Source organism: Aeromonas sobria (assembly GCF_050266975.1).
In the GTDB taxonomy this organism is placed as follows: Bacteria; Pseudomonadota; Gammaproteobacteria; order Enterobacterales; family Aeromonadaceae; genus Aeromonas; species Aeromonas sobria_B.
Genome location: NZ_JBKISU010000004.1, coordinates 1 through 25,822, shown reverse-complemented (window position 1 = coordinate 25,822; position 25,822 = coordinate 1). Strand labels below are relative to the sequence as shown.

25 protein-coding genes are annotated in these 25,822 nt (G+C 62.9%); 13 read left to right on the top strand and 12 right to left on the bottom strand.

Going from position 1 to position 25,822, the window contains the following annotated elements; genetic code table 11:
• Positions 1 to 80: 80 nt before the first annotated feature.
• Entirely contained in the window at positions 81 to 1,085 is a 1,005-nt protein-coding gene (locus ACLHZ1_RS03285; RefSeq protein WP_427260962.1) for an SGNH/GDSL hydrolase family protein, read from the bottom strand.
• A gap of 219 nt (positions 1,086 to 1,304) precedes the next feature.
• Here ACLHZ1_RS03285 and ACLHZ1_RS03280 point away from each other — a divergent pair, with 219 nt between their 5' ends.
• Complete coding sequence (locus ACLHZ1_RS03280) at positions 1,305 to 1,685, top strand: YgiW/YdeI family stress tolerance OB fold protein (RefSeq protein ID WP_427260961.1); 381 nt, start codon at positions 1,305 to 1,307, stop codon at positions 1,683 to 1,685.
• Between the two features lie 67 nt (positions 1,686 to 1,752).
• Here the strand turns inward: ACLHZ1_RS03280 and mltC are convergent, their stop codons facing one another.
• The 5 genes from mltC to ACLHZ1_RS03255 all read right to left on the bottom strand — a co-directional run bounded on the left by mltC (position 1,753) and on the right by ACLHZ1_RS03255 (position 6,834).
• Positions 1,753 to 2,856 carry a membrane-bound lytic murein transglycosylase MltC gene (mltC, locus tag ACLHZ1_RS03275; protein WP_427260960.1) on the bottom strand — a complete coding sequence of 368 codons (1,104 nt, stop codon included), beginning with the start codon at positions 2,854 to 2,856 and terminating at the stop codon, positions 1,753 to 1,755.
• Between the two features lie 129 nt (positions 2,857 to 2,985).
• Positions 2,986 to 3,282 (bottom strand): oxidative damage protection protein, encoded by a 297-nt coding sequence (locus tag ACLHZ1_RS03270; RefSeq protein WP_427260959.1) that lies wholly within the window; start codon positions 3,280 to 3,282, stop codon positions 2,986 to 2,988.
• A complete protein-coding gene (gene mutY / locus ACLHZ1_RS03265; protein WP_427260958.1) occupies positions 3,279 to 4,352 on the bottom strand; it encodes an A/G-specific adenine glycosylase in 1,074 nt (357 codons plus the stop codon). The genes ACLHZ1_RS03270 and mutY overlap by 4 nt, the downstream gene beginning before the upstream one ends.
• A 183-nt stretch (positions 4,353 to 4,535) precedes the next feature.
• On the bottom strand, positions 4,536 to 5,210 hold the full coding sequence (gene exeB / locus ACLHZ1_RS03260) for a GspB family T2SS assembly factor variant ExeB (protein ID WP_427260957.1): 675 nt from the start codon (positions 5,208 to 5,210) through the stop codon (positions 4,536 to 4,538).
• 55 nt (positions 5,211 to 5,265) lie between these two features.
• Positions 5,266 to 6,834 (bottom strand): ExeA family protein, encoded by a 1,569-nt coding sequence (locus ACLHZ1_RS03255; RefSeq protein ID WP_427260956.1) that lies wholly within the window; start codon positions 6,832 to 6,834, stop codon positions 5,266 to 5,268.
• A gap of 144 nt (positions 6,835 to 6,978) precedes the next feature.
• Between ACLHZ1_RS03255 and ACLHZ1_RS03250 the strand changes: the two genes are divergently transcribed.
• Positions 6,979 to 8,220: a multifunctional CCA addition/repair protein gene (locus ACLHZ1_RS03250; RefSeq protein WP_427260955.1), complete on the top strand. Its 1,242-nt coding sequence runs from the start codon at positions 6,979 to 6,981 to the stop codon at positions 8,218 to 8,220.
• A gap of 66 nt (positions 8,221 to 8,286) precedes the next feature.
• Here the strand turns inward: ACLHZ1_RS03250 and ACLHZ1_RS03245 are convergent, their stop codons facing one another.
• Entirely contained in the window at positions 8,287 to 9,552 is a 1,266-nt protein-coding gene (locus tag ACLHZ1_RS03245) for an inorganic phosphate transporter (protein ID WP_427260954.1), read from the bottom strand.
• A gap of 25 nt (positions 9,553 to 9,577) precedes the next feature.
• Positions 9,578 to 10,258: a TIGR00153 family protein gene (locus tag ACLHZ1_RS03240; protein WP_042001894.1), complete on the bottom strand. Its 681-nt coding sequence runs from the start codon at positions 10,256 to 10,258 to the stop codon at positions 9,578 to 9,580.
• Positions 10,259 to 10,428: 170 nt separating this feature from the next.
• Between ACLHZ1_RS03240 and ACLHZ1_RS03235 the strand changes: the two genes are divergently transcribed.
• Entirely contained in the window at positions 10,429 to 11,403 is a 975-nt protein-coding gene (locus ACLHZ1_RS03235) for an inorganic triphosphatase (RefSeq protein ID WP_427260953.1), read from the top strand.
• Positions 11,404 to 11,484: 81 nt separating this feature from the next.
• On the opposite strand, the gene ACLHZ1_RS03230 is transcribed toward ACLHZ1_RS03235, so the two are convergent.
• Positions 11,485 to 11,964, bottom strand: a complete 480-nt coding sequence (locus tag ACLHZ1_RS03230) for an energy transducer TonB (protein ID WP_427260952.1) — start codon at positions 11,962 to 11,964, stop codon at positions 11,485 to 11,487.
• 133 nt (positions 11,965 to 12,097) lie between these two features.
• On the bottom strand, positions 12,098 to 13,021 hold the full coding sequence (gene lpxL / locus ACLHZ1_RS03225) for an LpxL/LpxP family Kdo(2)-lipid IV(A) lauroyl/palmitoleoyl acyltransferase (protein ID WP_427260951.1): 924 nt from the start codon (positions 13,019 to 13,021) through the stop codon (positions 12,098 to 12,100).
• 209 nt (positions 13,022 to 13,230) lie between these two features.
• Between lpxL and hldE the strand changes: the two genes are divergently transcribed.
• Both hldE and ACLHZ1_RS03215 read left to right on the top strand, forming a co-directional pair.
• Positions 13,231 to 14,658 (top strand): bifunctional D-glycero-beta-D-manno-heptose-7-phosphate kinase/D-glycero-beta-D-manno-heptose 1-phosphate adenylyltransferase HldE, encoded by a 1,428-nt coding sequence (hldE, locus tag ACLHZ1_RS03220; protein ID WP_427260950.1) that lies wholly within the window; start codon positions 13,231 to 13,233, stop codon positions 14,656 to 14,658.
• Positions 14,659 to 14,727: 69 nt separating this feature from the next.
• On the top strand, positions 14,728 to 15,057 hold the full coding sequence (locus ACLHZ1_RS03215) for an antibiotic biosynthesis monooxygenase family protein (RefSeq protein ID WP_427260949.1): 330 nt from the start codon (positions 14,728 to 14,730) through the stop codon (positions 15,055 to 15,057).
• A 75-nt stretch (positions 15,058 to 15,132) separates the two neighbouring features.
• Here ACLHZ1_RS03215 and tolC read toward each other — a convergent pair whose 3' ends face one another.
• Complete coding sequence (gene tolC / locus ACLHZ1_RS03210; protein WP_427260948.1) at positions 15,133 to 16,473, bottom strand: outer membrane channel protein TolC; 1,341 nt, start codon at positions 16,471 to 16,473, stop codon at positions 15,133 to 15,135.
• 305 nt (positions 16,474 to 16,778) lie between these two features.
• Between tolC and nudF the strand changes: the two genes are divergently transcribed.
• From nudF to parC, 8 genes are all read left to right on the top strand, one after another.
• Positions 16,779 to 17,420 (top strand): ADP-ribose diphosphatase, encoded by a 642-nt coding sequence (nudF, locus tag ACLHZ1_RS03205; protein WP_427260947.1) that lies wholly within the window; start codon positions 16,779 to 16,781, stop codon positions 17,418 to 17,420.
• Positions 17,421 to 17,635: 215 nt separating this feature from the next.
• Complete coding sequence (locus tag ACLHZ1_RS03200; RefSeq protein ID WP_427260946.1) at positions 17,636 to 18,082, top strand: DUF1249 domain-containing protein; 447 nt, start codon at positions 17,636 to 17,638, stop codon at positions 18,080 to 18,082.
• Positions 18,083 to 18,109: 27 nt separating this feature from the next.
• The gene (cpdA, locus tag ACLHZ1_RS03195; protein WP_427260945.1) at positions 18,110 to 18,928 is read left to right on the top strand and encodes a 3',5'-cyclic-AMP phosphodiesterase; all 819 of its coding nucleotides are present in this window, start codon (positions 18,110 to 18,112) and stop codon (positions 18,926 to 18,928) included.
• A gap of 89 nt (positions 18,929 to 19,017) precedes the next feature.
• On the top strand, positions 19,018 to 19,101 hold the full coding sequence (locus ACLHZ1_RS03190; RefSeq protein WP_427261054.1) for a YqiA/YcfP family alpha/beta fold hydrolase: 84 nt from the start codon (positions 19,018 to 19,020) through the stop codon (positions 19,099 to 19,101).
• Complete coding sequence (locus ACLHZ1_RS03185) at positions 19,098 to 19,685, top strand: YqiA/YcfP family alpha/beta fold hydrolase (protein ID WP_427260944.1); 588 nt, start codon at positions 19,098 to 19,100, stop codon at positions 19,683 to 19,685. The genes ACLHZ1_RS03190 and ACLHZ1_RS03185 overlap by 4 nt, the downstream gene beginning before the upstream one ends.
• A 2-nt stretch (positions 19,686 to 19,687) precedes the next feature.
• Entirely contained in the window at positions 19,688 to 20,311 is a 624-nt protein-coding gene (locus ACLHZ1_RS03180; protein WP_427260943.1) for an NUDIX hydrolase, read from the top strand.
• 199 nt (positions 20,312 to 20,510) lie between these two features.
• Complete coding sequence (parE, locus tag ACLHZ1_RS03175; RefSeq protein WP_427260942.1) at positions 20,511 to 22,406, top strand: DNA topoisomerase IV subunit B; 1,896 nt, start codon at positions 20,511 to 20,513, stop codon at positions 22,404 to 22,406.
• Positions 22,407 to 22,584: 178 nt separating this feature from the next.
• The gene (gene parC, locus ACLHZ1_RS03170) at positions 22,585 to 24,879 is read left to right on the top strand and encodes a DNA topoisomerase IV subunit A (protein ID WP_427260941.1); all 2,295 of its coding nucleotides are present in this window, start codon (positions 22,585 to 22,587) and stop codon (positions 24,877 to 24,879) included.
• Positions 24,880 to 24,932: 53 nt separating this feature from the next.
• Here the strand turns inward: parC and ACLHZ1_RS03165 are convergent, their stop codons facing one another.
• Positions 24,933 to 25,100 (bottom strand): SH3 domain-containing protein, encoded by a 168-nt coding sequence (locus ACLHZ1_RS03165; RefSeq protein ID WP_427261053.1) that lies wholly within the window; start codon positions 25,098 to 25,100, stop codon positions 24,933 to 24,935.
• Between the last annotated feature and the right edge of the window lie 722 nt (positions 25,101 to 25,822).

Below are 25,822 nucleotides of genomic sequence, written 5' to 3'. Positions count from 1 at the left end.
TTATTTTCCCATGGCAGCAGGGTGGGATTGAGGGGATATCGGGGACGGGCAAGGGCTGGCCCTTGCCCAGGGAGGAGGCGTCATCTGGGGATAAATTCGTACTGGCTTTCGATGAAGGCGCCGGCCCGCTCGCCGAGGGCGGCATGGACCACCCGGGTGGGATGGACCTGATCCCAATACATCTTGCCTTCGCAGTTCAGGGGGGCCGATTTGCGCATCATGGGGCTCGCCACCGCCTGGGCCAGCAGGGGGTTGCCGGCGATGGCGAGGCGCTCCGCGGGGGCGAAGGGGGCGAGCTGGTCGTCGCTCGCGGCGCTGCGGGCGCTGAACGGCTTCCAGACATAGCCACCGTCATAGCAGGCGTGCTCGGTGTCGCTCAGCCCGAAGTTCTGCGGCTCGCGCAGCATCTCGTCGAACTGCTTGTCGATGTCGAACAGGCGTACCAGGCCGGTGGGGGCGAGCTGGCGCGCCAGGTTTTGCAGCAGCGCGTTGTGGTAGCGGGAGACATGGCTGGCGGCCTCGACCACTTGCTGGCTGCGGGCCGAGGGGTTCTGACCCAGATCCGGCAGGTTGAACAGCAGTATCTGTTTGGCGCCATTTAGCACCAGGCGGTTGGCGGCATCGCTGATGGCATCGCGCACCCGCTTGGCATCCTGCTCCGTGTTCCAGCCGTAGGCCAGGTAGTCGTTGGCGCCGACCCAGAGGATCACCAGATCGTCCGGCTGGAGCGCATCCTTTTGCAGGAACTGGGTGATCTCGTAATCCAGGTTGTTGATCACCTGGTACTTGGGATGCCAGGAGATCTTGTTATAGGCCACGGCGGTGGCGCCGCCCTCGGCCTCATTGGCTATCTTCAGGCCGGGAAAATGGGTCGCCAGGTGCTCCAGCCAGACGGGACCGTTGGAGAAGCGCCCCTGGTGGTAAGGCGGGCTGGACGGCAGGTAACCGCGCATCTTGCCATACATCTTGCCGGTGTCGGACAGGCTGTCGCCGAACATGACGATGCGGGAAAAGGCGGGCGGCTCGGCCGCCTGGGCCGTCTGGGCCAGCAGACCCAGCAGGCAGACAAAACAGGCTCTTAACATGGAGTATCTCATCGGGCAGGGACTCGCCAGGGTTGCGAGTCATTTGAGGATGGTAACCCTGCCGAATTTGATCCAACAATCACCGTTTAGCCCGAAAGCGATTGCGCTCATGGCGGCTTCACCCAAATGGGTTGCTTCACGTTCGTTTCACGCTCCCCCTGACATCATGGGCCCATACCCCCACTGACGGGGTCATTGCTGAAACCACAGGAGCATGAAATGAACAAAGCAAAGGTAATTGGCCTGGTGGCCCTGATGTCCGTCTCTTCTTTCGCCATGGCGGCCTATACCGGCCCCCAGGAGCAGAACAAGGTCTCGGTCGCCCAGTTGAAAGACGTGGCAGATGATCAGTGGGTGACTCTGGAGGGTAAGCTGGTCAAGCATCTGGGCGGCGAGAATTATACCTTCCGCGATGACAGCGGCGAGGTGGAGGTGGAAGTGGACGAAGACGTGTGGCGCGGCACCGAAGTGGGCCCGAACGACCTGATCCGTATCCGCGGCGAAGTGGACCACAGCTGGAACAAGACCGAGGTCGAGGTGGAGCATCTGGAGAAGGTGGGGGCGACGCCCCAGAGCAAGGGTGGCTTTATCGCCAAGTAACCGACCGGTTCGGGCTGGAAAAACAGAGGGCGCTCCTGGAGCGCCCTCTTTGTCATCTTGGCCAGGATCAGCCGGCGCGCCTGATGCCGGCACGCTTGAACCCCTTCTCGGCCTGATTGACCTTGTAGAGGTAGCGACGGGCCTCCGCCTTGGGGTGCTGCTCGGTCAGGATCTGGTAGACGGCCTCGGGGGAGAGGCGGTTGATCATGCCGGGCGCGGCCTTGCGATCCCGGGAGAAGGTGTTGAGCACCCCGCCCGCGCCGCCATTGTAGGCGGAGATCACCGCGTAGCGCCGGGAGCGGGGATCCTCGATATTGGCCAGATAGACGGTCTGCAACAGGTGCAGGTAGGCGGTGCCCACGTCTATGTTGTAGGCCGGGTTGAACAGATCCTCCCGGGTGGGCTGGCCGTTCTTGCCCTTGACCCGCACGTAGACGTCCCGTCCCGCGGTGGCGGGGATCACCTGCATCAGGCCATAGGCGTTGGCGTGGCTGACCGCATAGGGGTTAAAGCTGCTCTCGGTCTTGATCACCGCATAGATGAGGCTCTCGGCGACCCCGTATTTGCGCGACGCCTCCCGTATGATGCTGGCGTACTTGTAGCCGCGCTTGTCCTCGTGGTTCGCCACCATGGGGATATCGACGTAGAAGATGTTGCGAATGCCCAGGGTGCGCTTCTTCATGGCGGTGCTGAGCAGGTAGTCGGCGTAGCGTTCGGCGCGCCAGTCGAAGCGGATCGGCTGACCCTGGTTGTCCAGCACCTGGCCATAGAGGAAGGGCTCGCCGCCGGGCAGTATCTCCCGATCCGAATAGAGGTCAACTTCCGCCGGATCATCCGGGGTCAGCAGTGTCTCTATGATGGCGCGGCGCAGGTGAGCCTTGGGATCCAGCCCGGAGACGGTCTCGACCATGATGTGGCCGCTGGAGAAGTCGATGTGGGCCCGGCTCTTGTATTCGTCCGTGTATTTGACGTAGTCAAACTTGCCCGCAAACAGCGCCTCCCGGCCCCATATCTCGTTCACGTTATGGGAGAGGGCGCTGATCATGTGCTCGAAGCCGCGCACATCCTTGCCATTGACCAGATCCTCATCCTTGTCGCCGCCGGGCTTGGGGCTGGATGAGCAGGCAAAAAGCAGCAAGGTGGCACACAGCAACCAAAAAATTCGGCCCATAGGATCCTCAAAAATGGGCGGTCAGGCCGCCCGTCACGCATCGGTTGCGAGCCGGCAGAGGCGTCGCCTCCTGGCTCACTGTACTGCTTGTCTGTGGTGGCCAGGCCCCCGGATGGGGACGGGCCCGGCTCACTCTAGGGTTTGGCGCCTGGTTACTGGCTGGGGGGGGGTGTAACCTTCGATGTCCACTTCACCCGCCTCGAACAGGTAGCTCACCATCTCCTTTTCCAGCAGCTGGCGATGCTCGACGTTCATCATGTTGAGCTTCTTCTCGTTGATCAGCATCACCTGCTTGCGTTGCCACTCGGTCCAGGCTTCCTTGCTGATGTTGTCGAAGATGCGCTTGCCGAGCTCACCCGGGTAGAGTTGGAAATCCAGGCCGGGGGCCTCTTTTTTCAGGCGTTGGCAAAATACGGTACGGCTCATGTTGACCTCTGTGGTTGCAAGTCGGGATAGCGCAGCAGGCGCGCGGTGGCGGCGGCCAGACCGACCTCGTCGGGATGGCACAAGTTATACCAGAGTCGGGTATCGGCTTCCATGAGCGAGGCGGGTGGCGGCGCCGTCAGCTCGATGAGCAGGGGGCGAATATCCAGGTGAAAGTGGCTGAAGGTATGGCGAAAACCGGCCAGTTCCCGATAGGGCTGTTCGCTCAGCCCCAGACGGCTCAGGCAGGCGGTGACGGCCTCCAGGCTGTCGACCTGGGGGAAGCAGTAGAGCCCGCCCCAGATCCCCTGGGGCGGGCGTTTTTCCAGCAGCAGCTGGTCGCCCTGGCGGATCATCAGCATGATGCCGCTGCGGGCCGGGATGCTCTTCTTGGGCTTGGAGTGGGGGTAGGCGGTGGGGTTGCCCTGCGACAGCCCCTGGCAATCGCTCTGCACCGGGCAGCGGTCACAGGCGGGCTTGCTGCGGGTGCAGACGGTGGCGCCCATGTCCATCATGGCCTGGTTGTAGTGGGCGACCCCGAGCCTTGGGGTGAGGCGGGTCGCCAGCTCCCAGAGATCGTGCTCCACCTGCTTCTGGCCGGGCCAGCCCGGCAGCGCCAGCCAGCGGGTCAGTACCCGCTTGACGTTGCCATCCAGGATGGCGTGGGGCTGGCCGAGGGAGAGGGAGAGCACGGCGCCCGCGGTGGAGCGTCCTATGCCGGGCAGGGCCATCACCTCCTCCAGCCGCTCCGGGAACAGGCCGCCATGGTCATCGCGGATCTGCCGGGCGGCCTTGTGCAGGTTGCGGGCGCGGGCGTAGTAGCCCAGGCCGGTCCAGTGGTGCAGCACCTCGTCGACGGGGGCATCGGCCAGGGCCAGCACATCGGGGAAGCGGGCCATGAAGCGCTCGTAGTAGGGGATCACGGTGGCGACCTGGGTCTGCTGCAACATGATCTCGGAGACCCAGACCCGGTAGGGGGTCTTCTCCTGCTGCCAGGGCAGGGTCTTGCGCCCATGGATCTGATACCAGTCGAGGATGCGGCTGGCGAAGGTGGCGTTGCTCGAATTGCTCACGTTGTGCTCATGTCAGGGATGAAAAGCCCAACCGGGTCATGCTCCAGGCCCCGGGTATCCGGGGCGACGGGTGGCGCAATTGACCCACATTGGCTCTCATCTTGTTGATTAAAAAGGGGAGCTCTCGGGCTCCCTCTCCACTCTTGTCATTCGGCCCGCCAATGGGGCTCGGTCGCCTCGGGATCAGCCCGGCCAGTCCTGCAGGGCCTTGAGGCTGACGGACTGGCCGCCCACCCCCAGCACTATGTAATCCTGGGCGATGGCCTGGAGCTGTACCCCGGGCGCCACCTCATTGCCCTCCCGCACCTCGCGGCCGTTGATCACCACGCTGCGCTTGGCCGGGTTGGAGGAGTAGAGGTGGGCCCCATAGGCGAGTCTTGGCACCTGCTGGCGCAGCTCGGGTGACAGGGCCGCGATGGGCATCACCTGGGGCGCGGCGGCGGGGCGACTGGGCTCGGGGGCCAGGGGCACGTTGTTGAGGGCGTTTTGCAGCAGCTGGGCGAGATCCTGGCTGTCCCTGGTCTGACTCGCCTGGGCCTGGGCCGGTTTGGGGATGACCACGGGCTCGGGCAGGGGCGGCGGCAGGGGGCGGGTGACCATGGCCCTGGGCTCGACCCGCATGAAGGGGGCCGTGACCCGCTCCTCGACCTCGACCCGCTCCTCGATGGGCTTGTTATGGAGCAGATGCCAACCGTAGTTGGCCGCCGCCCCCATGACGATGGCCAGGGGCACCAGCGCCCACCAGAGCCAGGGGCGATCGGTTTCTTCCTCCCGGCTGACTGGCAGGCCCATGGCGGGAATGTGGGGGGCATGCTGGGGCGCATCGGCCCGGCGCAGGGCCTTGAGCAGGGTCGACATCAGGCGGTCACTCCAGCAAACGAACGTAGGGGGCGGGGGCGAAACGGGCGCGGCATCAGGAGGCCTCCTCCAGCTTGGGCATGGGCTCGCCCGCCATCACGTTGAGGCGCAGCAGGGTATTGCTGCCGGCGATGCCGTCCGGGGTCAGCCCCTGCTCGCGCTGGAACTGCTGCAACTTGGCCTTGAGCTGTGCATCGAAGCGGCGCACCTTGCGCTCGGGCTGTTGCAGGGCGCGGCTCAGGGCCGTGTCGAGCCACTGCACCTGTTCGGCGCCGGCATTGCTGCCAATGAGGGCCACACCCCCCTTGGGCAGACGCCAGAGCAGGGTGTAGCTGCCGCCCCAGTTGTCTTCCAGCCACTGGCGCTCCACCTGCCAGCTCTGCTTGCCGATGAGCAGGGAGGCCTTGTCGGGCCCGAGCTGGGTGAGGGTGGCGTAGTAGAGGCCGCCCAGCTCGTCGTTCAGACTGACGAGGGCCGGGTATTGCAGGGCCTGGAGATCGGCCAGGGAGCCTTCGCCCTCCAGGCAGCGCAACCCGGCGCGGGGCGCGCTGTCGCAGCTGGCCTCCTCGCGGCTGGTCTGATAGCCCCACACCTTGTAGAGATTCTGCATGGCCACCTCGGGCTCCAAGGCCTGGTTGATGGCGCGGGTCAGCTGCTCCTGCTGCTCTGCGGTCTCATCGACCGTCACCGGCACCTCCACCTTGATGCGGGGGCGCTCGGGGAAGATGCCAGCCAGCTGCCAGCCCCACCAGCCGAGGGCGACCAGCAGGGCCCCCGCCAGGGCGACCGCCAGACCGGATTGCCAGCTCCCCTCGTCGCGGATGCCGCTCACCTCATAGGCGGCCACACTGATGTCCTTGTGGTTCACCTTGTGATTGGCGCGGGCGAAGGCACCGATCAGGGCGCGGTCGCAGATGAGGTTGACGAGGCGGGGAATGCCGCCGGAGAGCCGGTGCAAGGTGGCGATGGCCTTGGGGGTGAAGATGGGTTGCACGCAGCCGGCCACCTGCAGGCGAAAGCGGACATAGGCATCGAGATCCCCGGCAGACAGGGGCAGCAGGTGGTAGCGGGCCGTGATGCGTTGGGCCAACTGGCGCAGCAAGGGCTGGCGCAGCATCTGCTGCAGCTCGGGCTGGCCTATCAGGATCACCTGCAGCAGCTTCTTCTCGTCGGTCTCCAGGTTGGTGAGCAGGCGCAACTGCTCCAGCACTCCGGGCAGCAGGTGCTGGGCCTCGTCGACCAGCACCACGCTGCGCTTGCCCGCCGCCAGATTGGCGAGCAGGTGATCGCGGATGAGGTCGAACAGGGTCTTGAGGCTGGCATCCTTGTCATAGGGGAGCTGGTACTCGTCACAGATGGCCGCCAGCAGATCCCGCTCGGTGAGGGAGGGGTTGAGGATGTAGGCGATCTCGGTGTCGGCGGGCAGCTGTTGCAGCAGGCAGCGGGACACAGTGGTCTTGCCGGTGCCCACCTCGCCGGTGAGCAGCACGAAGCCACCGCCATCTTGCAGGCCGTAATTGAGATGGGCGAGCGCCTCCCCGTGTCTCTCGCTCATGTAGAGATACTTGGGGTTGGGGGAGATGGAAAAGGGCGCTTCCGACAGACCGAAGAACTGTGTGTACATAAGGATCCATTCCATTGTGATGGCGGCAGGTTAAAGCCTCACCGGGGTTATGTCAAAGACCCGGAAACCCTATCTGGTGGGGTCATCGTACCCGGGGGGCAAAGCCGATATAATCGGGACTGGATCCATGAGGGGAGAGTCGATTTGCAGATCTATCTGGTAGGGGGGGCGATCCGGGATCGCCTGTTGGGGTTGCCCCAAGGCGATCAGGATCACCTGGTGGTGGGGGCGACCGTGGCCCAGATGCTGGCGCTGGGGTATAGCCAGGTCGGCCGCGACTTCCCCGTGTTTCTCCATCCCGAGACCCATGAGGAGTACGCCCTGGCGCGCACCGAACGCAAGCAGGGCCTGGGCTATACCGGTTTCGTCTGCCACGCGGCGCCGGATGTTACCCTGGAGCAGGACTTGCTGCGCCGGGATCTCACCATCAATGCCATCGCCGAGGATGAGCAGGGCAACCTCCATGACCCCTATGGCGGTCTGGCGGATCTCGAGTCGCGCCTGCTGCGCCACGTCTCCCCGGCGTTCAGTGAGGATCCCCTGCGCATCCTGCGGGTCGCCCGCTTCTCAGCCCGCTTCCACGGCCAGGGCTTCGTGGTGGCGCCCGAGACCCTGGGGCTGATGCGGGAGATGACCGCGGCCGGCGAGCTGGCCCACCTGACCCCGGAGCGGGTCTGGAAGGAGCTGGAAAAAGTGCTGATGGGGCCCACTCCGGCGGTCTTCTTCGAGGTGCTGCGCGAGTGCGGCGCCCTCAAGGCTCTCTTCCCCGAGCTCGACGCCCTGTTCGGGGTTCCGGCGCCCGCCAAGTGGCACCCGGAGATAGACACCGGCATCCACACCCTGATGGTGCTGGATCAGGCCTGCCAACGCTCCCCCGCGCTGGCGGTGCGCTTCGCCGCCCTGTGCCACGACTTTGGCAAGGGGCTGACCCCGCCCGCGTTCTGGCCCAGCCATCACGGCCATGGCCAGAAGGGACTGCCCCTCATCCGTGATTTCTGTGAGCGCTTCAAGGTGCCTGGGGAGTGCCGGGATCTGGCGCTCTTGGTGAGCGATCTGCACACCCATATCCACATCGCCTTCGAGCTCAAGCCGGCCACCCTGCTCAAGGTGTTCGACAAGGCGGATGCCTGGCGCAGGCCCGAGCGGTTCGCCCAGCTGCTGGACGCCTGCCGCGCCGACTTCCATGGCCGCACCGGCTTCGAGGAGCGGGTCTATGCCGAACCCGACTATGTGGCGGCGGCCCTGGCTGGTGCGCAGGCGGTGCCCGTGCAGGAGATAGTGGCGGCGGGGTTCAAGGGGGAGGAGATCCGCCAGCAGCTCGCCAAGCGGCGGCTCGATGCCATCAGCCGGGTGCGCGACGACTGGACCTTCCTCGGCGAGGAGTGACGCCGGTTCAGATAAAGAAAAGCCCGGGTCTGTGACCCGGGCTTTTTGCTGGCTGGCTTGGCCGCGTCAGGAGAAGCAGGCTTCCAGCACGTAGAAGATGACGATGGCCAGGATGGCGCCGGCGGGCAGGGTGATGACCCAGGAGACCACAATGTTGCGCAGCACCCCCAGATTCAGGGCCGCGATGCCGCGGGCCAGGCCAACGCCCATCACGGCACCGACCAGGGTCTGGGTGGTGGAGATGGGCAGACCCGTGCCGGAGGCGATGACCACGGTGGCGGCGGTCGCCAGCTGGGCGGCGAAGCCACGGCTCGGGGTCAGGTGGGTGATGCCGGTACCGACGGTCGCCATCACCTTCTCGCCCATGGTCGCCAGACCGATGACGATGCCGATGCCGCCCAGCGGCAGTATCCACCAGGCGATGGAGGACTGACCGGTGATCTGGCCGGCGCTCTCAACGGTGGAGACCACGGCGGAGAGGGGACCGATGGCGTTGGCCACGTCGTTGGAGCCGTGGGCGAAGGCCATGGCACAGGCGGTGATCACCATCAGGATGCCGAATACCTTCTCCACGTTGGCGAAGTGCATCTTGTTGTCATCGACCGGGTTGTAGTTCTGACCGCGAATGTAGAACCAGCCGGCGATGGCCACGGCCACAGAGATGCCCACGGAGAGCAGGATCCCTTCGCCGTTGCTCAGGTGCAGACCGACGTGGGACAGCCCCTTCTTGATGGTCACCAGGCAGATCACCAGGGAGGTGAGGAACATGTAGAAGGGCACGTAACGCTTGGCGTTGGCCAGGGGATCATCGGTGTTGAAGATGAGCTTCTGCACGCTGATGAACATGAAGTAGGCGATGACTCCGGACAGGGCCGGCGTGACCACCCAGGAGCCGACGATGCCGCCGAACTTGCTCCATTGCACCGCTTCCGGGCCCACGCTCACCACGGCGAAGCCGACGATGGCGCCGATGATGGAGTGGGTGGTGGAGACGGGCCAGCCGAAGTAGGAGGCCAGGATCAGCCAGAGACCGGCCGCCAGCAGGGAGGCAATCATGCCCAGCACCAGGATATCCGGGCTGTCGGTGAAGGCTGTGGTGTCTATGATGCCATTGCGTATGGTCGCAGTGACCTCACCACCGGCCAGGTAGGCCCCGGCGAACTCGAAGATCATGGCGATGATGATGGCCTGACGAATGGTCAGGGATTTGGTGCCGACCGATGTGCCCATGGCATTGGCGACGTCATTTGCGCCTATGCCCCAGGCCATCAAAAAGCCGAACAAGGCCGCCACGAGCACCAGAGTGGTGCCGTAATTCGCGATAATGTCCATTAGTAATTTTTACCCAGTCAGTCGATTAGGAACGAGCCAGCATCAGTTCCAGACGGGCGCCTACACGCTCAGCCTGATCCGCCAGATCACCTACCCATTCGAGGATCTTGTACAGAAAAATAACGTCGATCGGGTTGTAGTTGTGCTCCAGGGTCTGGAGTTTCTGCCGCAAACCAATCTGCATGGTGTCAGTATCGTCCTCGATCAGATCCAGTTGATGGATCATCTCGGCAACCATCTCCACTTCACGTCCCTTGAAGCCGGTCTCGAGCAGCTCATCGAGTTCTCCGATGGCTTTCTCGGCTTGGGCGGTCGCATCGATACAGCGTTTGAGATAGGCCATGACGTCGGCACGCATCTCGGAGGGGAATTCCATATGACGGCCCAGCATGCGGCCGGAAATATCCTTGGCACGGTTGGCTATCTTGTCCTGTTGGGTCAAAAGCTCCAGCAAGTCGGTGCGCGCCACCGGCAGAAACAGGCCACGGGGCAGTTTCAGACGAATCTCGCGCTTGAGGATGTCGGCTTCCTTTTCCAGCTGGGAGATCTGCTGGCGGATCCGCTCTGCATCGTCCCAACGACCATCGGCGATGGCGTCAAAGAAGGGGATAAGCTGCTGGGAACACTCGTGAACTTTCACTATGTGCTTTTGCAGCGGCTTGATGGGTGACTTGGCAAAAAGGCCCAAAATAGTATTTACTGGCATGGTCAAACCTGTGTCGGTGAAAAAACACTCGATACGATTCTATGAGGCGCGCATGGTAACCGAACTGCGCGACCAATAAAACAGCGAACTTCATCTTAACGTCACGCAGGCATTATATCCGCGGCCTGTGGCCATCGCCTCCCCCAACACCCTTTTCGCCCGGAAAACCTATGCAAACCGAGATTGAAATCAAATTCCTCGTCGCCGATCCCGCCCTCGGCGACCCCGCCGACAGCATGGCGAACAAGCTGGATATCTTTTTGAATTCACTCACTATTGTCTCTCACTCCGAGGTTGAGCTCGGCAACATCTATTTCGATACCCGGGACCTGGCCCTGCGCCGGCTCGACATGGGGCTGCGCATTCGCCGCAGCGATGATCTTGCCGAACAGACCATCAAGTGCCGGGGGGAGGGGCTGGGCGGCTTGCACGCCAGGCCCGAATACAACGGGCCGGTGCGAGGGGAACGCCCCTGCCTGGCGGATTTTCCCGCCAGCATCTGGCCGCAAGGAGAGGATCTGGCCGCGTTGCAGGTGGCCCTGGTGCCCCAGTTTCGGACCGATTTCCTGCGCCGCCACTGGCTGATCGCCTGGCAGGGGGCCGAGATAGAGCTGGCCTGGGACAGGGGGGAGATAGTCGGCCAGGAGGGGCGCGAGGCCATCGACGAGCTGGAACTGGAACTCAAGAGCGGCTCGCCGGCGGCCCTGCTCGCCCTGGCAGAGCGCCTGGGGGCCATGCCCGGGTTGCGGCTGGGGGTACAGTCCAAGGCGCAGCGGGGCTATCGGCTGGCCGGACTCGGCAAGGCCCTGGTGGCCAGGGTCTTGCCGCAGCCAGGCGATCTCGATGCACTCTCGCCGCGCCAACGGATACAGCTGGGGCTGGAGCAGTGGCAACATCACGAGCAGATCTGTGCGCTGCAACAAGATATGAGCGCCTGGCCCGACCTGGTGGCGGGTCTGGCATTGATAGGCCAGGCAGTGGCGCACAGCGTCGCCATGGGCGAGCCGGCCCCCGAGTGGGGCAAGGAGATGGCGCCGCTGCTGGCCGAGCTGGCACAGCTCGATGAGGCGGGGCGCCGCCGCTGGCTGGCCCGGGCCGATTATGTGGTGTTGCAGCTCGCCATCATCGCCTGGTTGCGGCAATAGGTCAGCGCCGGCCGCAGGCGAGGGCGGGGTAAAAGCAGCGCGGGGCCTTGGGCCCCGCGCTTTGCTTTCCGAGTCCGGCGCTCAGCGCACCTGGGTATAGATCCGGGCCGTGCTGATGACGGGGTCGCTGCCCTGACAGGTCTGAGCGAGGGGGGCCTGCTCGCAGGGTTGACCATTGACCTCGATGCAGAAGTCGAAGCGGGTCTGGCCCTTGAGGGCCTGATGGCTCTTGTTGAATTCGGTCGCTTGCCACTGCCAGCGGGAGAGCGCCTCGATGGCGGCGTCGGAGAAACGCTCATCACTGCGCGAGACGATGCGCACCTGGGCGGCCTCGCCGGTCGGGGTGATCAGGTACTCCAGGGTGGCGCAGCCCATCTCGGCGGCGGCGACCGCGTCCCTGGGATAGCGGGGCTCTATCTTGCGGCTGGCTTGCCAGTGGGCGGCAATCTCGGCGGGGGTGCTCAGCGCTCTGGGGCCGAGATCCAGGGGGGGAGACTGCTGGCTGCAGGCGCAGACCATCAGGGTGGCGGCGCTTAGAAACAGGCTTCTCATCATGTGCATTTGCTTCCCTTCGTGGGCCAGGCCCTGCTTATCACTTTGATTATTAATAAAATATTAGGCTGCGATTGAAAACCTTTTACGGCAAAAAATGTTAAAAAAAACCGCCGTGGCGGTTTTTTCAACACTGAATGCATCAGTAATAGCCGGGGTCGCTCTTGCTGGGCCGGGTCTTGAAGCGACGATGGAGCCACATGTACTGCTCGGGGGCCTGGCGCACGGCGGCTTCTATCTCCCGGTTGGCCCGGGTGGCGTCCGCCACCTCGTCACCGCTGGGGTAGTCGGTCAGCGGCGCGCCAATGTGCAGCTCATAACCATGGCGGGTGCGGATGTTGTAGCAGGGCAGGGTGACGCTGTTCTTGACCCGGGCCAGGGTGGCGGTGCCGGTGATGGTGGCGGCTTGCTCCACCGCGAAGTAGGGCACGAACACGCTGGCATGGCTGCCATAGTCGTGATCCGGCGCGTACCAGAGGGCGTCGCCGTTGCGCAGGGCCTTGATCATCCCCTTCACGTCGGTGCGATCCACCAGGTATTTGTTGGAGGCGCAGCGCCCGTGGTACTGGGCATATTCCAGCACGGGATTGGTGTTGGGACGATAGACGCCGACCCCGGGCCGCACCAGGCCGAAGCAGCGGGCATTGAGTTCCAGGGTCAGGAAATGGCAGGAGAGCAGCAGCATGCCCTGGCCCCGGGCCACGGCGTCCTGCACATGCTCCTCCCCCTTGACCGTCATCAGCTGGCGCATGCGCCAGTCGGGCCAGAACCAGGCCATGCCCACCTCGAAGATGGCGCAGCCCACGCTCTCGAAGTTCTGCCTGAGCAGGGCTTCACGCTCATCGCGGCTGAGCTCGGGCAGGGCCAGCTCCAGATTGCGGCGGGCAATCTTGACACGGGATTTCAATACGTTGCGGGCCAGGGTGCCGAGCTGGCGACCGAGCCACATCTGGCTGCGCCAGGGCAGCAGCACCAGCAGCCAGAGCAGGCCCAGGCCAAGCCAGCTGCCCCAGTAGCGGGGATGAAACAGCCTTGGGGTGAGGCGGGGAACATTGTCTTGGGCCATGAAGAGTCTCTCGCTCGCAGATGCACACTAGGGGAGCCCAACCGGCACGGGGGATGGCTGCCCGTGCGAATGGGTCACTCGCAATCGGGGGATTCTAGCCGAAAAGCCGTGCCGCTGGCGAATGGTGCGCCCCATGGCTTTTTTAACACGGCGCCGGAGAGTGTGATAAAATCCCCTGCTGATTTTTCAGGTTTTGAGAGTCGATACAGATGAAGATCACCCTGCCCGATTTTGAAAAAGCCCGCGTCCTGGTCGTCGGCGATGTCATGTTGGATCGCTACTGGCATGGCCCCACCGGTCGTATCTCCCCGGAGGCGCCGGTACCCGTGGTCAAGGTGGAGCACATAGAGGAGCGCCCGGGTGGCGCGGCCAACGTGGCGCTCAACTCGGCTGCGCTCGGCGCCCACGCCGTGCTGCTGGGCCTGACCGGGCAGGATGAGGCCGCCGACGCGCTGGCGGGCCAGATGGCCGGGGTCAAGGTCGCCTGCGACTTCGTGCGCCTCGGCGATTACCCCACCATCACCAAGCTGCGGGTGCTGTCCCGCAACCAGCAGCTGCTGCGCCTCGATTTCGAGGAGGGCTTCCACGCCGTCGACCCTGCCCTGCTGATGAGCAAGGTGGAGCAGGCACTGCCCCAGGCCGATGTGATGATCCTCTCCGACTACGGCAAGGGCGCGCTCAACGACGTGCCCGGCATGATAGCCCGCGCCCGCGCCGCCGGCATTCCCGTGCTGGTGGACCCCAAGGGGACGGATTTCGAGAAGTACCGTGGTGCCACCCTGCTCACCCCCAACATGTCCGAATTCGAGGCCGTGGTGGGCAAGGTGAAGAGCGAGCAGGAGCTGGTCAGCCGCGGCCTGGCGCTGGTGGAGCGCTTCGAACTGGATGCCCTGCTGGTGACCCGTTCCGAGAACGGCATGACCCTGATCCGCGCCGGCCAGGATGAGCTGCACCTGCCGGCCCAGGCCCACGAGGTGTATGACGTGACCGGTGCCGGTGACACCGTTATCTCCACCCTGGCCACCGCCCTGGCCGCGGGCAAGAGCCTGGACGAGGCCTGCGCCCTGGCCAACACCGCCGCCGGTATCGTGGTCGGCAAGCTGGGCACCTCCACCGTCAGCCCGGTCGAGCTGGCCAATGCTCTTTACAACGAGCACGAGACCGGCTTTGGCTTGCTCTCCGAGCAGCAGCTCAAGATTGCGGTCGATGCCGCCCGCCGCCGCGGCGAGAAGGTGGTGATGACCAATGGCTGCTTCGACATACTGCACGCCGGTCACGTCTCCTACCTGGCCAACGCCGGCAAGCTGGGGGACAGGCTGATCGTCGCGGTCAATACCGACGAGTCGGTGCGCCGCCTCAAGGGGCCGGGTCGTCCGGTCAACCCGACCGAGCGCCGCATGGCGGTGCTGGCGGCCCTGGGCGCCGTGGACTGGGTCGTGCCCTTTGGCGAAGACACTCCCCAGCGGCTCATCGCCGAGATCCTACCAGACCTCTTGGTCAAGGGCGGTGACTACCAGCCCGAAGAGATCGCCGGTTATGACGAGGTGACCGCCAACGGTGGCGAGGTGCGGGTCCTCAACTTCGAGGATGGCTGCTCCACCAGCGACATCATCAAGACCATCCGCGAGCGCGGATGAGTCAACCAGACCCGGCCCCGGCCGGGTTTTTTTATGACCCGCTTTTATCAAGGAGAGAGGACGTGAGCGATGAGCGAGAGTGACACCGGCCTGCTGGCACTGACCCCGCCCTACTATGCGGTGATCTTCAGCTCCCTGCGCCGGGAGGGGGATGCGGGATATGGCGCCATGAGCGAGCAGATGGTCGCCCTGGCCCGGGAGCAGCCGGGGTTTCTGGGGATGGAGTCGGCCCGGGACGGGCTCGGCATTACCGTCTCCTATTGGCAGAGTCTGGACGCCATCCGCCAGTGGAAGGGGCAGGTCGACCACGGTGTGGCCCAGCGGCGGGGGCGTCAGGACTGGTACAGCGCCTATCGGGTGCGCATTGCCCTGGTGGAGCGGGAATATGGCATGGCGTGACGCATCCGGCCAAACCTGACCAGTAGAGAGACAAAAGGCGACCCTGGGGTCGCCTTTTCACTCGGAGGAGCCGGATCAGTAGCTGCGGTTGCTGCTCTTGGGGGCATCCGCCGGGGCCAGCATCAGCCCCTGGTTGATCTCCTCTATGTCCTTTTGCTCCAGCACGCCGGCGGCCTGCTTGAGGCTGAGGATGCTGAGGATGTAGTCATAGCGCGCCTCGGAGAGTTTCTGTTTGGCTTCATACAGCTTGCGGGTGGAGTCGAGCACGTCGACTATGGTACGGGTCCCCACCTCGTAACCGGCCTCGGTCGCCTTCAGGGCGCTCTCGGCGGAGATGACGGACTGGCTGTAGGCGCGGACCGAACCGATGCTGGCGTTGACGTTGTTATAGGAGGAACGCACGCTGCTCTGCACCGAGCGGAAGCTGCGCTCCAGCTGTTCGCTGGCGGCGACATAGTTGTACTGGGCCTGCTTGACCTGGGAGCTGGTCGCGCCACCACTGTAGAGCGGCAGCGAGAAGGTGAGCCCGACGTTGGCCTGATGGGTGTTGCCGTCCGAGTTGATGTTCTCGTTCTTGTAGTCGTAATAGCCGGTGCTGAGGCCAGCGCCCAGATCCAGGGTGGGCTCATGACCGGTCTTGGCCAGATCGATCTGCTCCTTGGCGATGTCCTTGCCGATGCGGGCGCTGTGCAGCTCCAGGTTCTTGTCCAGGGCCAGTTCCAGCCATTTGTCGGAGGCAAAGGCGGTCTTCTGCGGCGTGAAGCGCTCGGTGTTGAGCACGTCCAGGTTGCGGTGATCGACCCCGGTCAGCTCGCGCAGGACTTCGTAGCTGTTGTCCAGGGTGTTCTCGGCGCTGATCTCGTCGGCCAGGGCCTGGTCGCGGGAGGCTTCCGCTTCATGCACGTCCGTGATGGCGGTCAGACCCACCTCGAAGCGCTGTTGGGTCTGTTCCAGTTGACGCTCGACCGCCGCCTTGTTGGCGCGCACGAACTCCAGGGTGTCCTGGGCCTTGAGCACATCGAAGTACGCCTGGGAGGTACGCACCATCAGTTGCTGCACCGTCAGGTTATAGGCGACGTCGGACTGGGTGGCGCTCTTCTCGGTCAGGTCAAGATTGACCCAGTTGCTGCGACGATAGATGGACTGATCCAGCGACAGGCTGCCGGTGGCATTGCTGTTGGTCTGGGTGTCGTTCTTGTTGTCCAGGTAGTTGAGCCCGGCCCCGAGGTTGATTTGCGGCAAGAGGGTGGCGCGGGATTCGTTGATCTTCTCGAAAGCCTGATCGCGAACGGCCTTGGACTCCAGCAGCTGGGTATCTTTCTGCTGCGCCTGGGTATAGATGTCGAGCAAGTTTTCAGCTTGGGCACTGGCGCTGAGGCCGAGCAGGACCATGACTGACAGGAGTGTTCTGTTCATAGATTCTCTTAACCTTATGTATTAACTCGAAGCTGCCGCTGGATGTAGGAAAGATATTGTCACCAACCAAGCCGGATTTCAGCTTAATCGAGTCAGTATCCGCAAAATTTAACGAAAGCCATCCGGTTCTGGTCGGGGACGCCGGGCAGACGCGGCAGGGGTTTCTCCCTCCAACGCCTAGCCAAATGCCCTGTGACTGCTAAAATCCATCGCTCATCGATGCCGAGCGTGAGTGAATGAATGTTCATTCATGAACTCGGATTTTATGGTCTAACCGGGCCAAGTCAAGCCGACGGGAGTCGCGGATGTCGCAGCAAGCCTTGCCAGAAACCGGCCACTACGGCGTGGAAGATATAAAAATCATTGAAAAATCAGCTGGATATAACGGATTTTTCAAGGTGAATGTCTATCGTTTGCAGCACAGGTTATTTGCTGGGGGCTGGAATGAGCCCATAGTGCGCGAGCTGTTCGAGCGTGGCCATGCCGCCGCTCTTTTGCCTTATGACCCGGTTCGGGACGAGATCGTGCTGGTGGAGCAGTTTCGCATCGGCGCCATCGAGACCAGTCCCACCCCCTGGCTGCTGGAACTGGTGGCCGGCATCATAGATGAAGGGGAGACCGCCGAGGCCGTGGTGCGGCGCGAGGCGGTGGAAGAGGCGGGCATCGAGGTGGGTCGCTGCGAACACGCCATCAGCTACCTAGTGAGCCCGGGTGGCAGCACGGAGCGCATCGAGGTCTTCGTGGGCGAGGTGGATGCCAGCCAGGCCGAGGGGATCCACGGTCTGGCGGAGGAGGGGGAAGACATCAGGGTGCACAGGGTGAGCCGCGAACAGGCCTATACCTGGCTCAAGGAGGGGCGCATCGACAACGCCGCCTCCGTCATCGCCCTGCAATGGCTGGCCCTCAACCATGGCGAGCTGCGCGCCCGCTGGCTGGCGGAGCGCTGAGGTGGCGCCTGTTCAGACCCAAGTCAGGTGCGGTGTGCCTGACTGGATCACCTGGCCGCGCCTTCGCGAGACCCGTGACCCTTGGACCCTGATTGATGGAGCCGCGATATGCCATTAGTTCAGAGCCCGATGAAGCGTTATGTGCCTGATTTGATGTCCTTGCAGCGTACCTGCGGGGTGAATTATCCATGGACCCTGATTGATGGAGCCGCGATATGCCATTAGTCCAGAGCCCGGTGAAGCGTTATGTGCCTGATTTGATGTCCTTGCAGCGTACCTGCGAGGTCAATTACATGGCACTGATGAAACTGCTGCCCCCCGGCGGCAGCGTGGGGGCGGAGCGACGCTATCAGGTGGGCAACGGCCTGCAGTTCCAGCTCACCGTCAGCGAGGAGAGCCGCTTCACCAGCCAGGTGATCCTGGCCCAGCACAACCCCGAATTGCCGAGCTACTTGCAGGCCCGGATAGAGATTCGTTTGTATCACGATGTGCGGATGGCGGAAGTGTGTGCGGCGCAACAGATTTCCAGGTTGCAACCACGTTATGATTACCCCAATACAAAAATGCACCAGCGGGATGAAAAAGAGCAGGTAAATCTGTTCCTCGCCGATTGGCTCAAGTTTTGTCTCAGACACGGCACCAGCCTGATTAACATCCTCTAGTCGAACCCATAAAAAAGAAGCGTGATTTTGGACACAGAGCTACCTCAGGCGCCCGACGGCAGTGTGCGCCTGTTACAGATTACCGACACCCATCTCTTTGCCAGCGGCGAAGGCAGCCTGCTGGCCGTGCGAACCGCAGACAGCCTGGCCGCCGTGCTGGACCAGGTGCGTGTCAACGCGCACCCGTTCGATCTCATCCTCGCCACCGGGGATCTCTCCCAGGATCACAGCCCGGAATCCTATCAGCGCTTCGCCGCCATGATGGCCACCCTGGCCCGCCCCATCTACTGGTTGCCCGGCAATCATGACGACGGCCCCCTGATGACCGAATACCTCCACGCGGCCGGGATCAGCGAAGCCAAGCAGCTGGTGGGGGATCACTGGCAGGTGATCCTGCTGGACACCCAGGTGCGCGGCAAACCCCACGGCGTGCTCGGCGATCACCAGCTGGCCGTGCTGGATCAGGCCTTGCGTCAGCACCCAGAGCGCCATGTCCTCATCGCCCTGCACCATCAGGCGGTGCCGGTGGGCTGTGCCTGGCTGGATCAGCACAATCTCAAGAATGCCGACGATCTCTTCGCCGTGCTGGCCCGCCATCCCCAGCAGAAGACCATCTTGTTCGGCCATGTGCATCAGGAGTTTGACGAGGTGCATCGCGGGGTGAGGCTGATCGCCAGCCCCTCCACCTGCATCCAGTTCAAGCCGCTCTGTGATGGTTTCACGCTCGACGAGTCCGGCCCGGGCTGGCGCTATCTCACCCTGCATCCGGATGGTCGCATCGCCAGCCAGGTGTGGCGCCTGCCGCTGGGGCAGTTCGTGCCAGACCCCGATGCCACCGGGTATTGAGGAGCAGCCATGATGCCCGTCCTGCTCTATCTGCACGGTTTCAACTCCTCGCTTGGTTCGGGCAAGGCGCAGCAAGGGAGGAGGCCTGCATGAAGCCTGCTCTCCTGTATCTGCACGGTTTCAATTCCTCACCAGGTTCCGCCAAGGCGCAGCAAGGGAGGAGGCCTGCATGAAGCCTGCTCTCCTGTATCTGCATGGTTTCAATTCATCCCCCGGTTCCGCCAAGGCGCAGCAGATGGCCGCCTGGGTGGCCGAGCACAGGCCCGATATCGAGGTGGTGATCCCGGCCCAGCCCAGCACGCCGGCCGCCGCCTGGTCTGCCATCGAGCAGGCCATCGCCGACCTGAAGGCCCGTCACGGCAGCGCGCTGCGGCTCGGCGCCGTGGGCAGCTCTCTCGGTGGCTTCATGGCGACGAGAGTCAGTGAGCTGCATGGCTGCCGCGCCGCCCTCATCAACCCGGCGGTGCGCCCGCACGAGCTGCTCTGCGACTACCTCGGTCCCCAGACCAACCCCTACAGCGGCGAGCGTTATGAGCTGCTGCCTGAGCACATGGACGAGCTGCGAGCGCTGGCGGTGCCGGTGACCGCTCCCGAGCGGCTCTGGGTGCTGCAACAGCAGGAGGACGAGGTGCTCGACTATCGCAAGGCGCTGGACGAATACCGCTTTGCCCGCCTCTCCCTGGAGTGCGGTGGCGACCACGCCTTCACAGGCTTCGAGCGCTACCCCGCCCAGATCGTCCGCTTCCTCGGGCTCTAGCCGTGCAACCGCCGTTGGCCGCCTTCCTCGAACAGGTGCTGGCCACGGCACAGGCGGGGCTCACCTACTCCCAAGATCCCTTCGATATCGCCCGCTTCGAGGCGCTGCGAAACGCGGCTGCCACGCTTATCGCCAGCCAGAGCGAGCTGGCGCCCGAAGCCATCGCCGACTGGATCGCCCTGGATAACGGTTATCCCACCCCCAAGCTGGATGTGCGGGCGTTTATTCAGAACGATGACGGCCATCTCCTGCTGGTGCAGGAGCGTAGCGACGGGCTCTGGACCCTGCCCGGCGGCTGGTGCGATATCGGCGACTCGCCAGCGGCTGCCGTGGTGCGCGAAGTGGTGGAGGAGACCGGCCTCGCCTGCCGGGCGGTGCAACTGCTGGCCCTGTTCGACAAGCTCAAGCATCCCCATCCTCCGCAACTGCCCCATGCCCACAAGGCCTTCTTCCTGTGCGAGGTGACCGGCGGCGCTCTGCTCAGCGAGACCGACGAGACCCGGGGCGCGGCCTACTTCCCCATCGACGCCTTGCCCCCGCTCTCCTGTCACCGGGTGGTGGCGTCCCAATTGCACAGTCTTCACGACCATGTGCGGCAGGGGCGGCGTCATACCCTGTTCGACTAGACGGCTGACAAGGCGTCATCCGTCCCATGCCGCATGGCCGGCAAGGGGGCACCATAGGGCTGGGCCAGACCATGGCCGGATGGTGAGCCTCTCCCGGGGCCTCCTCTCCGGTCTGGATCACCCTTTGCCACCGCCCTATTTGTCCAAGGCCCTCCCAGCGAGTAAGATCCCCCCCAAACGTCAATTCGCAAGGCCCTCCATGTCCACTCAATACAATGCGGATGCCATTGAGGTCCTCAATGGCCTCGAACCGGTGCGTCGTCGCCCCGGCATGTACACAGACACCACCCGGCCCAATCACCTCGGCCAGGAGGTCATCGACAACAGCGTCGACGAGGCGCTGGCGGGTCACGCCCGCAATCTGGAGGTGATCCTGCACGAGGACCAATCCCTCGAGGTGATCGACGACGGTCGCGGCATGCCGGTCGACATTCACCCGGAGGAAGGGGTCTCCGGCGTGGAGCTGATCCTCTGCAAGCTGCACGCGGGGGGCAAGTTCTCCAACAAGAACTACCAGTTCTCCGGTGGTCTGCACGGGGTGGGGATCTCTGTGGTGAACGCCCTCTCCGATCGGGTCGAGGTGACGGTGCGTCGCGACGGCCAGGTCTACGACATCGCCTTCGAGCGCGGCGACAAGGTGCAGGAGCTCACCATCACAGGCACCTGCGGGCGCCGCAACACCGGCACCCGGGTGCGCTTCTGGCCAGAGGCGCGCTACTTCGACTCGCCCCGCTTCTCTGTCTCCAAGCTCGAGCACCTGCTCAAAGCCAAGGCCGTGCTCTGCCCCGGCCTCACCATCAAGTTCCTCGACAAGAACACCGGCATCAAGCTGGAGTGGTGCTACGAAGATGGCCTCAAGGATTACCTGATCGATGCGGTCAAGCAGTTCACCTGCCTGCCGGAGCAGCCCTTCGTCGGCGCCTTCAGCACGGATCAATCGGCGGTGGACTGGGCCCTGTGCTGGTTGCCGGAGGGGGGCGAGTGCCTCGCCGAATCCTATGTGAACCTGATCCCCACTGCGCTCGGCGGCACCCACGTCAACGGCCTGCGCCAGGGCCTGCTGGACGCCATGCGCGAGTTCTGCGAGTTCCGCAACCTGTTGCCGCGCGGGGTCAAGCTCACGCCGGAAGATATCTGGGATCGCTGCGCCTACATCCTCTCGGTCAAGATGCAGGATCCCCAGTTTGCCGGTCAGACCAAGGAGCGGCTGTCGTCCCGTCAGAGCTCGGCCTTCGTGTCGGGTGTGGTGAAGGATGCCTTCAGCCTTTACTTAAACAGCAACACCGAGCTGGCGGAGCAGATCGCCGAGATCTGTATCAGCAGCGCCCAGCGCCGGATGCGCGCCGCCAAGACGGTGGTGCGCAAGAAGATAACCCAAGGCCCGGCCCTGCCCGGCAAGCTGACCGACTGCAACTGTGCCGACCCCATGCAGGGTGAGCTGTTCCTGGTGGAGGGTGACTCCGCGGGCGGCAGTGCCAAGCAGGCGCGGGATCGCGAGTTTCAGGCCATCATGCCGCTGCGCGGCAAGATCCTGAACACCTGGGAGGTGGAGGCCGGTCAGGTGCTCGCCTCGCAGGAGGTGCACGACATCTCTGTGGCCATAGGCCTGGATCCCGATTCCGAGGATCTCAGCGGCCTGCGCTACGGCAAGGTGTGCATCCTCGCGGATGCGGACTCGGACGGTCTGCACATCGCCACCCTGCTCTGCGCCCTGTTCGTGAAGCACTTCCGCGCGCTGGTCAATCAGGGCCACGTCTATGTCGCCATGCCGCCCCTCTACCGGATCGATATCGGTAAAGAGGTCTTCTACGCCCTCGACGAGGACGAGAAGAACGGCGTGCTGCAGCGGGTTGAGGCCGAGAAGAAGAAGGGCAAGGTGATGGTGACCCGATTCAAGGGGCTGGGTGAGATGAACCCGAAACAGCTGCGGGAAACCACCATGGATCCCAATACCCGCCGCCTGGTGCAGCTCACCATGGGCGAGCTGGAGGAGGGGGACGAGACCCTGCAACTGATGGATATGCTGCTGGCCAAGAAGCGCGCCCCGGATCGCCGTGAGTGGCTGGAAGAGAAGGGCAACCTCGCCATCATCTAAAGCGAGTCGCAAGTACCCCACCCCGGCCCTCCCCTTCGCAAGGGGAGGGGGCCAAGCCTCTCCTCCCCCTCATGGAGGGGGGAGGTTGGGATGGGGTCTTGTGATTCACCGTCGGCCGCCAGCCGACCCGCATTTCCGGCGTGCCCTCTGAGGGCGCGCCATAGCAAGAGAAAAACATATGAGTGATGCTATCGAGCTCAGTCTGGACGGGGTAGAGCGCCAGCCCATGCGCGCCTTCACCGAGCAGGCTTACTTGAACTACTCCATGTACGTCATCATGGACCGGGCCCTGCCCCATATCGGCGATGGCCTCAAGCCCGTGCAGCGGCGCATCATCTACGCCATGAGCGAGCTGGGGCTCTCCGCGCTCTCCAAGCACAAGAAGTCCGCCCGTACCGTGGGTGACGTGCTGGGTAAGTACCATCCCCATGGCGACAGCGCCTGTTATGAAGCCATGGTGCTGATGGCCCAGCCCTTCTCCTACCGCTACCCGCTGGTGGACGGTCAGGGCAACTGGGGTGCGCCGGACGATCCCAAATCCTTCGCCGCCATGCGTTACACCGAGGCGCGGCTGTCGCGCTTCTCCGAGCTGCTGCTCTCCGAGCTCGGCCAGGGCACGGTGGAGTGGACGCCGAACTTCGACGGCACCATGAAAGAGCCGGTGGTGCTGCCCGCCCGCCTGCCGCACATACTGCTCAACGGGGTGACCGGTATTGCGGTGGGGATGGCAACCGACATTCCGCCCCACAACGCGCGGGAAGTGGCTCTTGCCTGTGCCGAGCTGCTGGACAACCCCAATGCGGGGCTGGATGTGCTGATGACGCACATTCAGGGGCCGGACTATCCGACCAACGCCGAGATCATCACGCCCCGGGACGACATACGCAAAATCTACGAGACCGGCAAGGGCTCCATCAAGCAGCGGGCGGTGTGGAGCGAGGAGGATGGCGACATCGTCATCACGGCGCTGCCCCATCAGGCCTCAGGCGCCAAGATCATGGAGCAGATCGCCGCCCAGATGGTGGCGAAGAAATTGCCCATGGTCACCGACCTGCGGGATGAATCGGACCACGAGAACCCGACCCGTCTGGTGATCATTCCCCGCTCCAACCGGGTGGATGTGGAGGGGCTGATGGCCCACCTGTTCGCCACCACGGATCTGGAGAAGAACTACAGGGTCAACCTCAACATACTGGGGCTGGACAACCGCCCCCAGGTGAAGACCCTCAAGATGATCCTCTCCGAGTGGATCGTCTTTCGCCGCGAGACGGTGCGCCGCCGTCTGCAATATCGCCTCGACAAGGTGCTGGCTCGCCTGCACATCCTCGAAGGCTTGCTGGTCGCCTACCTCAACATCGACGAGGTGATCGAGATCATCCGCACCGAGGATGAGCCGGGCAAGGTGATGGTGGAGCGCTTCAACATCAGCGAGACCCAGGCCGAGGCGATCCTCGAGCTCAAACTGCGCCATCTGGCCAAGCTCGAAGAGTTCAAGCTGCGCGCCGAGCAGGACGAACTGGCCATAGAGCGCGACAAGCTCGAACTGCTGCTGGGCTCCGAGCGTCGCCTCAACACCCTGCTCAAGAAAGAGCTGCTGGCGGATGCCGAGAAGTACGGCGATGATCGCCGCACCCCGCTGGTGGAGCGTGCCACCGCAGTGGCCCTGACCGAAAAAGAGCTCACCCCGAGCGAGCCGGTGACCGTCATTCTGTCCGACAAGGGCTGGGTGCGGGCCGCCAAGGGCCACGAGGTGGACGTGGAAGGCCTCTCCTACAAGGCGGGGGATGGCTATCTGGCCCACGCCTGCGGGCGCAGCAACCAGCAGGCGGTCTTCCTCTCTAGCCTGGGTCGCACCTATTCGCTGGAGGCGCACACCCTGCCTTCCGCCCGCAGTCAGGGGGAGCCGCTCACCGGCCGCTTCGCCCTGGGGGCGGGGGAAGAGGTACGCCATCTGGTGATGGGCAACGAGGGCGAGCCTTATCTCATCGCCAGTGACGCCGGTTACGGCTTCGTCTGCAAATATGACGACCTGATTGGCAAGAACAAGAACGGCAAGGCGCTGCTGACGGTGCCGGAAGGGGGCCTGGTGATGGCGCCCCAGAAGATTGGCTCGCCAGAGACCGATCTCTGCATGGCCATCTCCAACGAGGGCCGCATGCTGCTGTTCCCGCTGAGCACACTGCCGGTGCTCGGCAAGGGCAAGGGCAACAAGCTGATCAGCATTCCGTCGGCGCGGGTCAAGGCACGGGAAGAGTTTATGGTGATGGCCGCCATTATCCCGCAGGGGCAATATGTCACCCTGTTTGCCGGCAAGCGCAAGCTGACCCTCAAGCCCTCGGATCTGGACTACTACCGTGGCGAGCGCGGTCGCCGTGGTGCCAAGCTGCCCCGCGGTTTGCAGCGGGTGGACAGGATAGAGATTGAACCCGCCGCCGGTGCCGAGCCTGCAACTGGGGAAAATCAGGAAGGGTAAGAACGTACTACCAAAAGAAAGGAGTGATATAATCGCTCCTTTCTTTTCTAAATTCAGGTGACCGGGGACAAAGAAAGGTATTCATCCTTAACCCATCCATAAATCCCTTGCTTACTGATATAAGCCCAGCTTCCCTCTACTTTATATAGCAAGACAAAATCCCCTTTTATAAGTCTTGTCGCAATATATGATGACGTATTTGGCTTCGTACGGACATTCAATTTCAAGGGTATAACGTATCTGATAAGTAATTACTAGACTTCGATTCGGTCACTTTTTCTTCATGATTTCTTGGCGTGGATAATGTTGATGAAGTCGATGGAGTAGCTAATTGGTAGTTATGTGTGTTTATACGGCATGTTTTACTCCATGAAATGCATGAATTTCCACATAGTTGCCCCTTCTTGCAGTTTTTGGCATGGACCGGGCTGATCAGCAATAGAAACAATGACAGTAATGTAATGGTATTTTTCATGGTTACTCTTTCATTATAGCTTCGGTGGCTAGATACATTTTTATAATATATGTTTGAGAAATTGTCGCTTTGCTTTATACAGTAAGAGAGTTTAATGATTAATATTAATTGTCGAAGGCTAACACCATAAAGTGATACTTTATCGTGATCTAGATCTGCTTTTATGTCTCGCACCAAATTATTCTTGATAACTGAGTTGGTAAATATAAATGATGTCTGATTCATAAAACGTAATCAGACGATCGCGAAAACAGGTTGTAGGGGAAACTGGGATAGGGGAAAACTGGGATAGGGGAAAACTGGGACACCCACCTTTTTGCCCACCTTTTTGACAGCGGCGTGGTAATCCCCCCATTTTTAGGGGCATTCAAAAGTAGAGGTCATGCAGCCTTTGTCAGATGCTGCTTTGGGGTATAACCATCCAGCGCCATATTGGGCCGCTCATGGTTATAAACCCATAGCCATTGT

Coding starts and splice junctions, on each gene's coding strand:
- ACLHZ1_RS03285 (WP_427260962.1), bottom strand. CDS start 1,085: ATGTTAAGAGCCTGTTTTGTCTGCCTGCTGGGTCTGCTGGCCCAGACG.
- ACLHZ1_RS03280 (WP_427260961.1), top strand. CDS start 1,305: ATGAACAAAGCAAAGGTAATTGGCCTGGTGGCCCTGATGTCCGTCTCT.
- mltC (WP_427260960.1), bottom strand. CDS start 2,856: ATGGGCCGAATTTTTTGGTTGCTGTGTGCCACCTTGCTGCTTTTTGCC.
- ACLHZ1_RS03270 (WP_427260959.1), bottom strand. CDS start 3,282: ATGAGCCGTACCGTATTTTGCCAACGCCTGAAAAAAGAGGCCCCCGGC.
- exeB (WP_427260957.1), bottom strand. CDS start 5,210: ATGTCGACCCTGCTCAAGGCCCTGCGCCGGGCCGATGCGCCCCAGCAT.
- ACLHZ1_RS03255 (WP_427260956.1), bottom strand. CDS start 6,834: ATGTACACACAGTTCTTCGGTCTGTCGGAAGCGCCCTTTTCCATCTCC.
- ACLHZ1_RS03245 (WP_427260954.1), bottom strand. CDS start 9,552: ATGGACATTATCGCGAATTACGGCACCACTCTGGTGCTCGTGGCGGCC.
- ACLHZ1_RS03240 (WP_042001894.1), bottom strand. CDS start 10,258: ATGCCAGTAAATACTATTTTGGGCCTTTTTGCCAAGTCACCCATCAAG.
- ACLHZ1_RS03235 (WP_427260953.1), top strand. CDS start 10,429: ATGCAAACCGAGATTGAAATCAAATTCCTCGTCGCCGATCCCGCCCTC.
- ACLHZ1_RS03230 (WP_427260952.1), bottom strand. CDS start 11,964: ATGCACATGATGAGAAGCCTGTTTCTAAGCGCCGCCACCCTGATGGTC.
- lpxL (WP_427260951.1), bottom strand. CDS start 13,021: ATGGCCCAAGACAATGTTCCCCGCCTCACCCCAAGGCTGTTTCATCCC.
- hldE (WP_427260950.1), top strand. CDS start 13,231: ATGAAGATCACCCTGCCCGATTTTGAAAAAGCCCGCGTCCTGGTCGTC.
- ACLHZ1_RS03215 (WP_427260949.1), top strand. CDS start 14,728: ATGAGCGAGAGTGACACCGGCCTGCTGGCACTGACCCCGCCCTACTAT.
- tolC (WP_427260948.1), bottom strand. CDS start 16,473: ATGAACAGAACACTCCTGTCAGTCATGGTCCTGCTCGGCCTCAGCGCC.
- nudF (WP_427260947.1), top strand. CDS start 16,779: ATGTCGCAGCAAGCCTTGCCAGAAACCGGCCACTACGGCGTGGAAGAT.
- ACLHZ1_RS03200 (WP_427260946.1), top strand. CDS start 17,636: ATGCCATTAGTCCAGAGCCCGGTGAAGCGTTATGTGCCTGATTTGATG.
- ACLHZ1_RS03190 (WP_427261054.1), top strand. CDS start 19,018: ATGAAGCCTGCTCTCCTGTATCTGCACGGTTTCAATTCCTCACCAGGT.
- ACLHZ1_RS03185 (WP_427260944.1), top strand. CDS start 19,098: ATGAAGCCTGCTCTCCTGTATCTGCATGGTTTCAATTCATCCCCCGGT.
- parE (WP_427260942.1), top strand. CDS start 20,511: ATGTCCACTCAATACAATGCGGATGCCATTGAGGTCCTCAATGGCCTC.
- parC (WP_427260941.1), top strand. CDS start 22,585: ATGAGTGATGCTATCGAGCTCAGTCTGGACGGGGTAGAGCGCCAGCCC.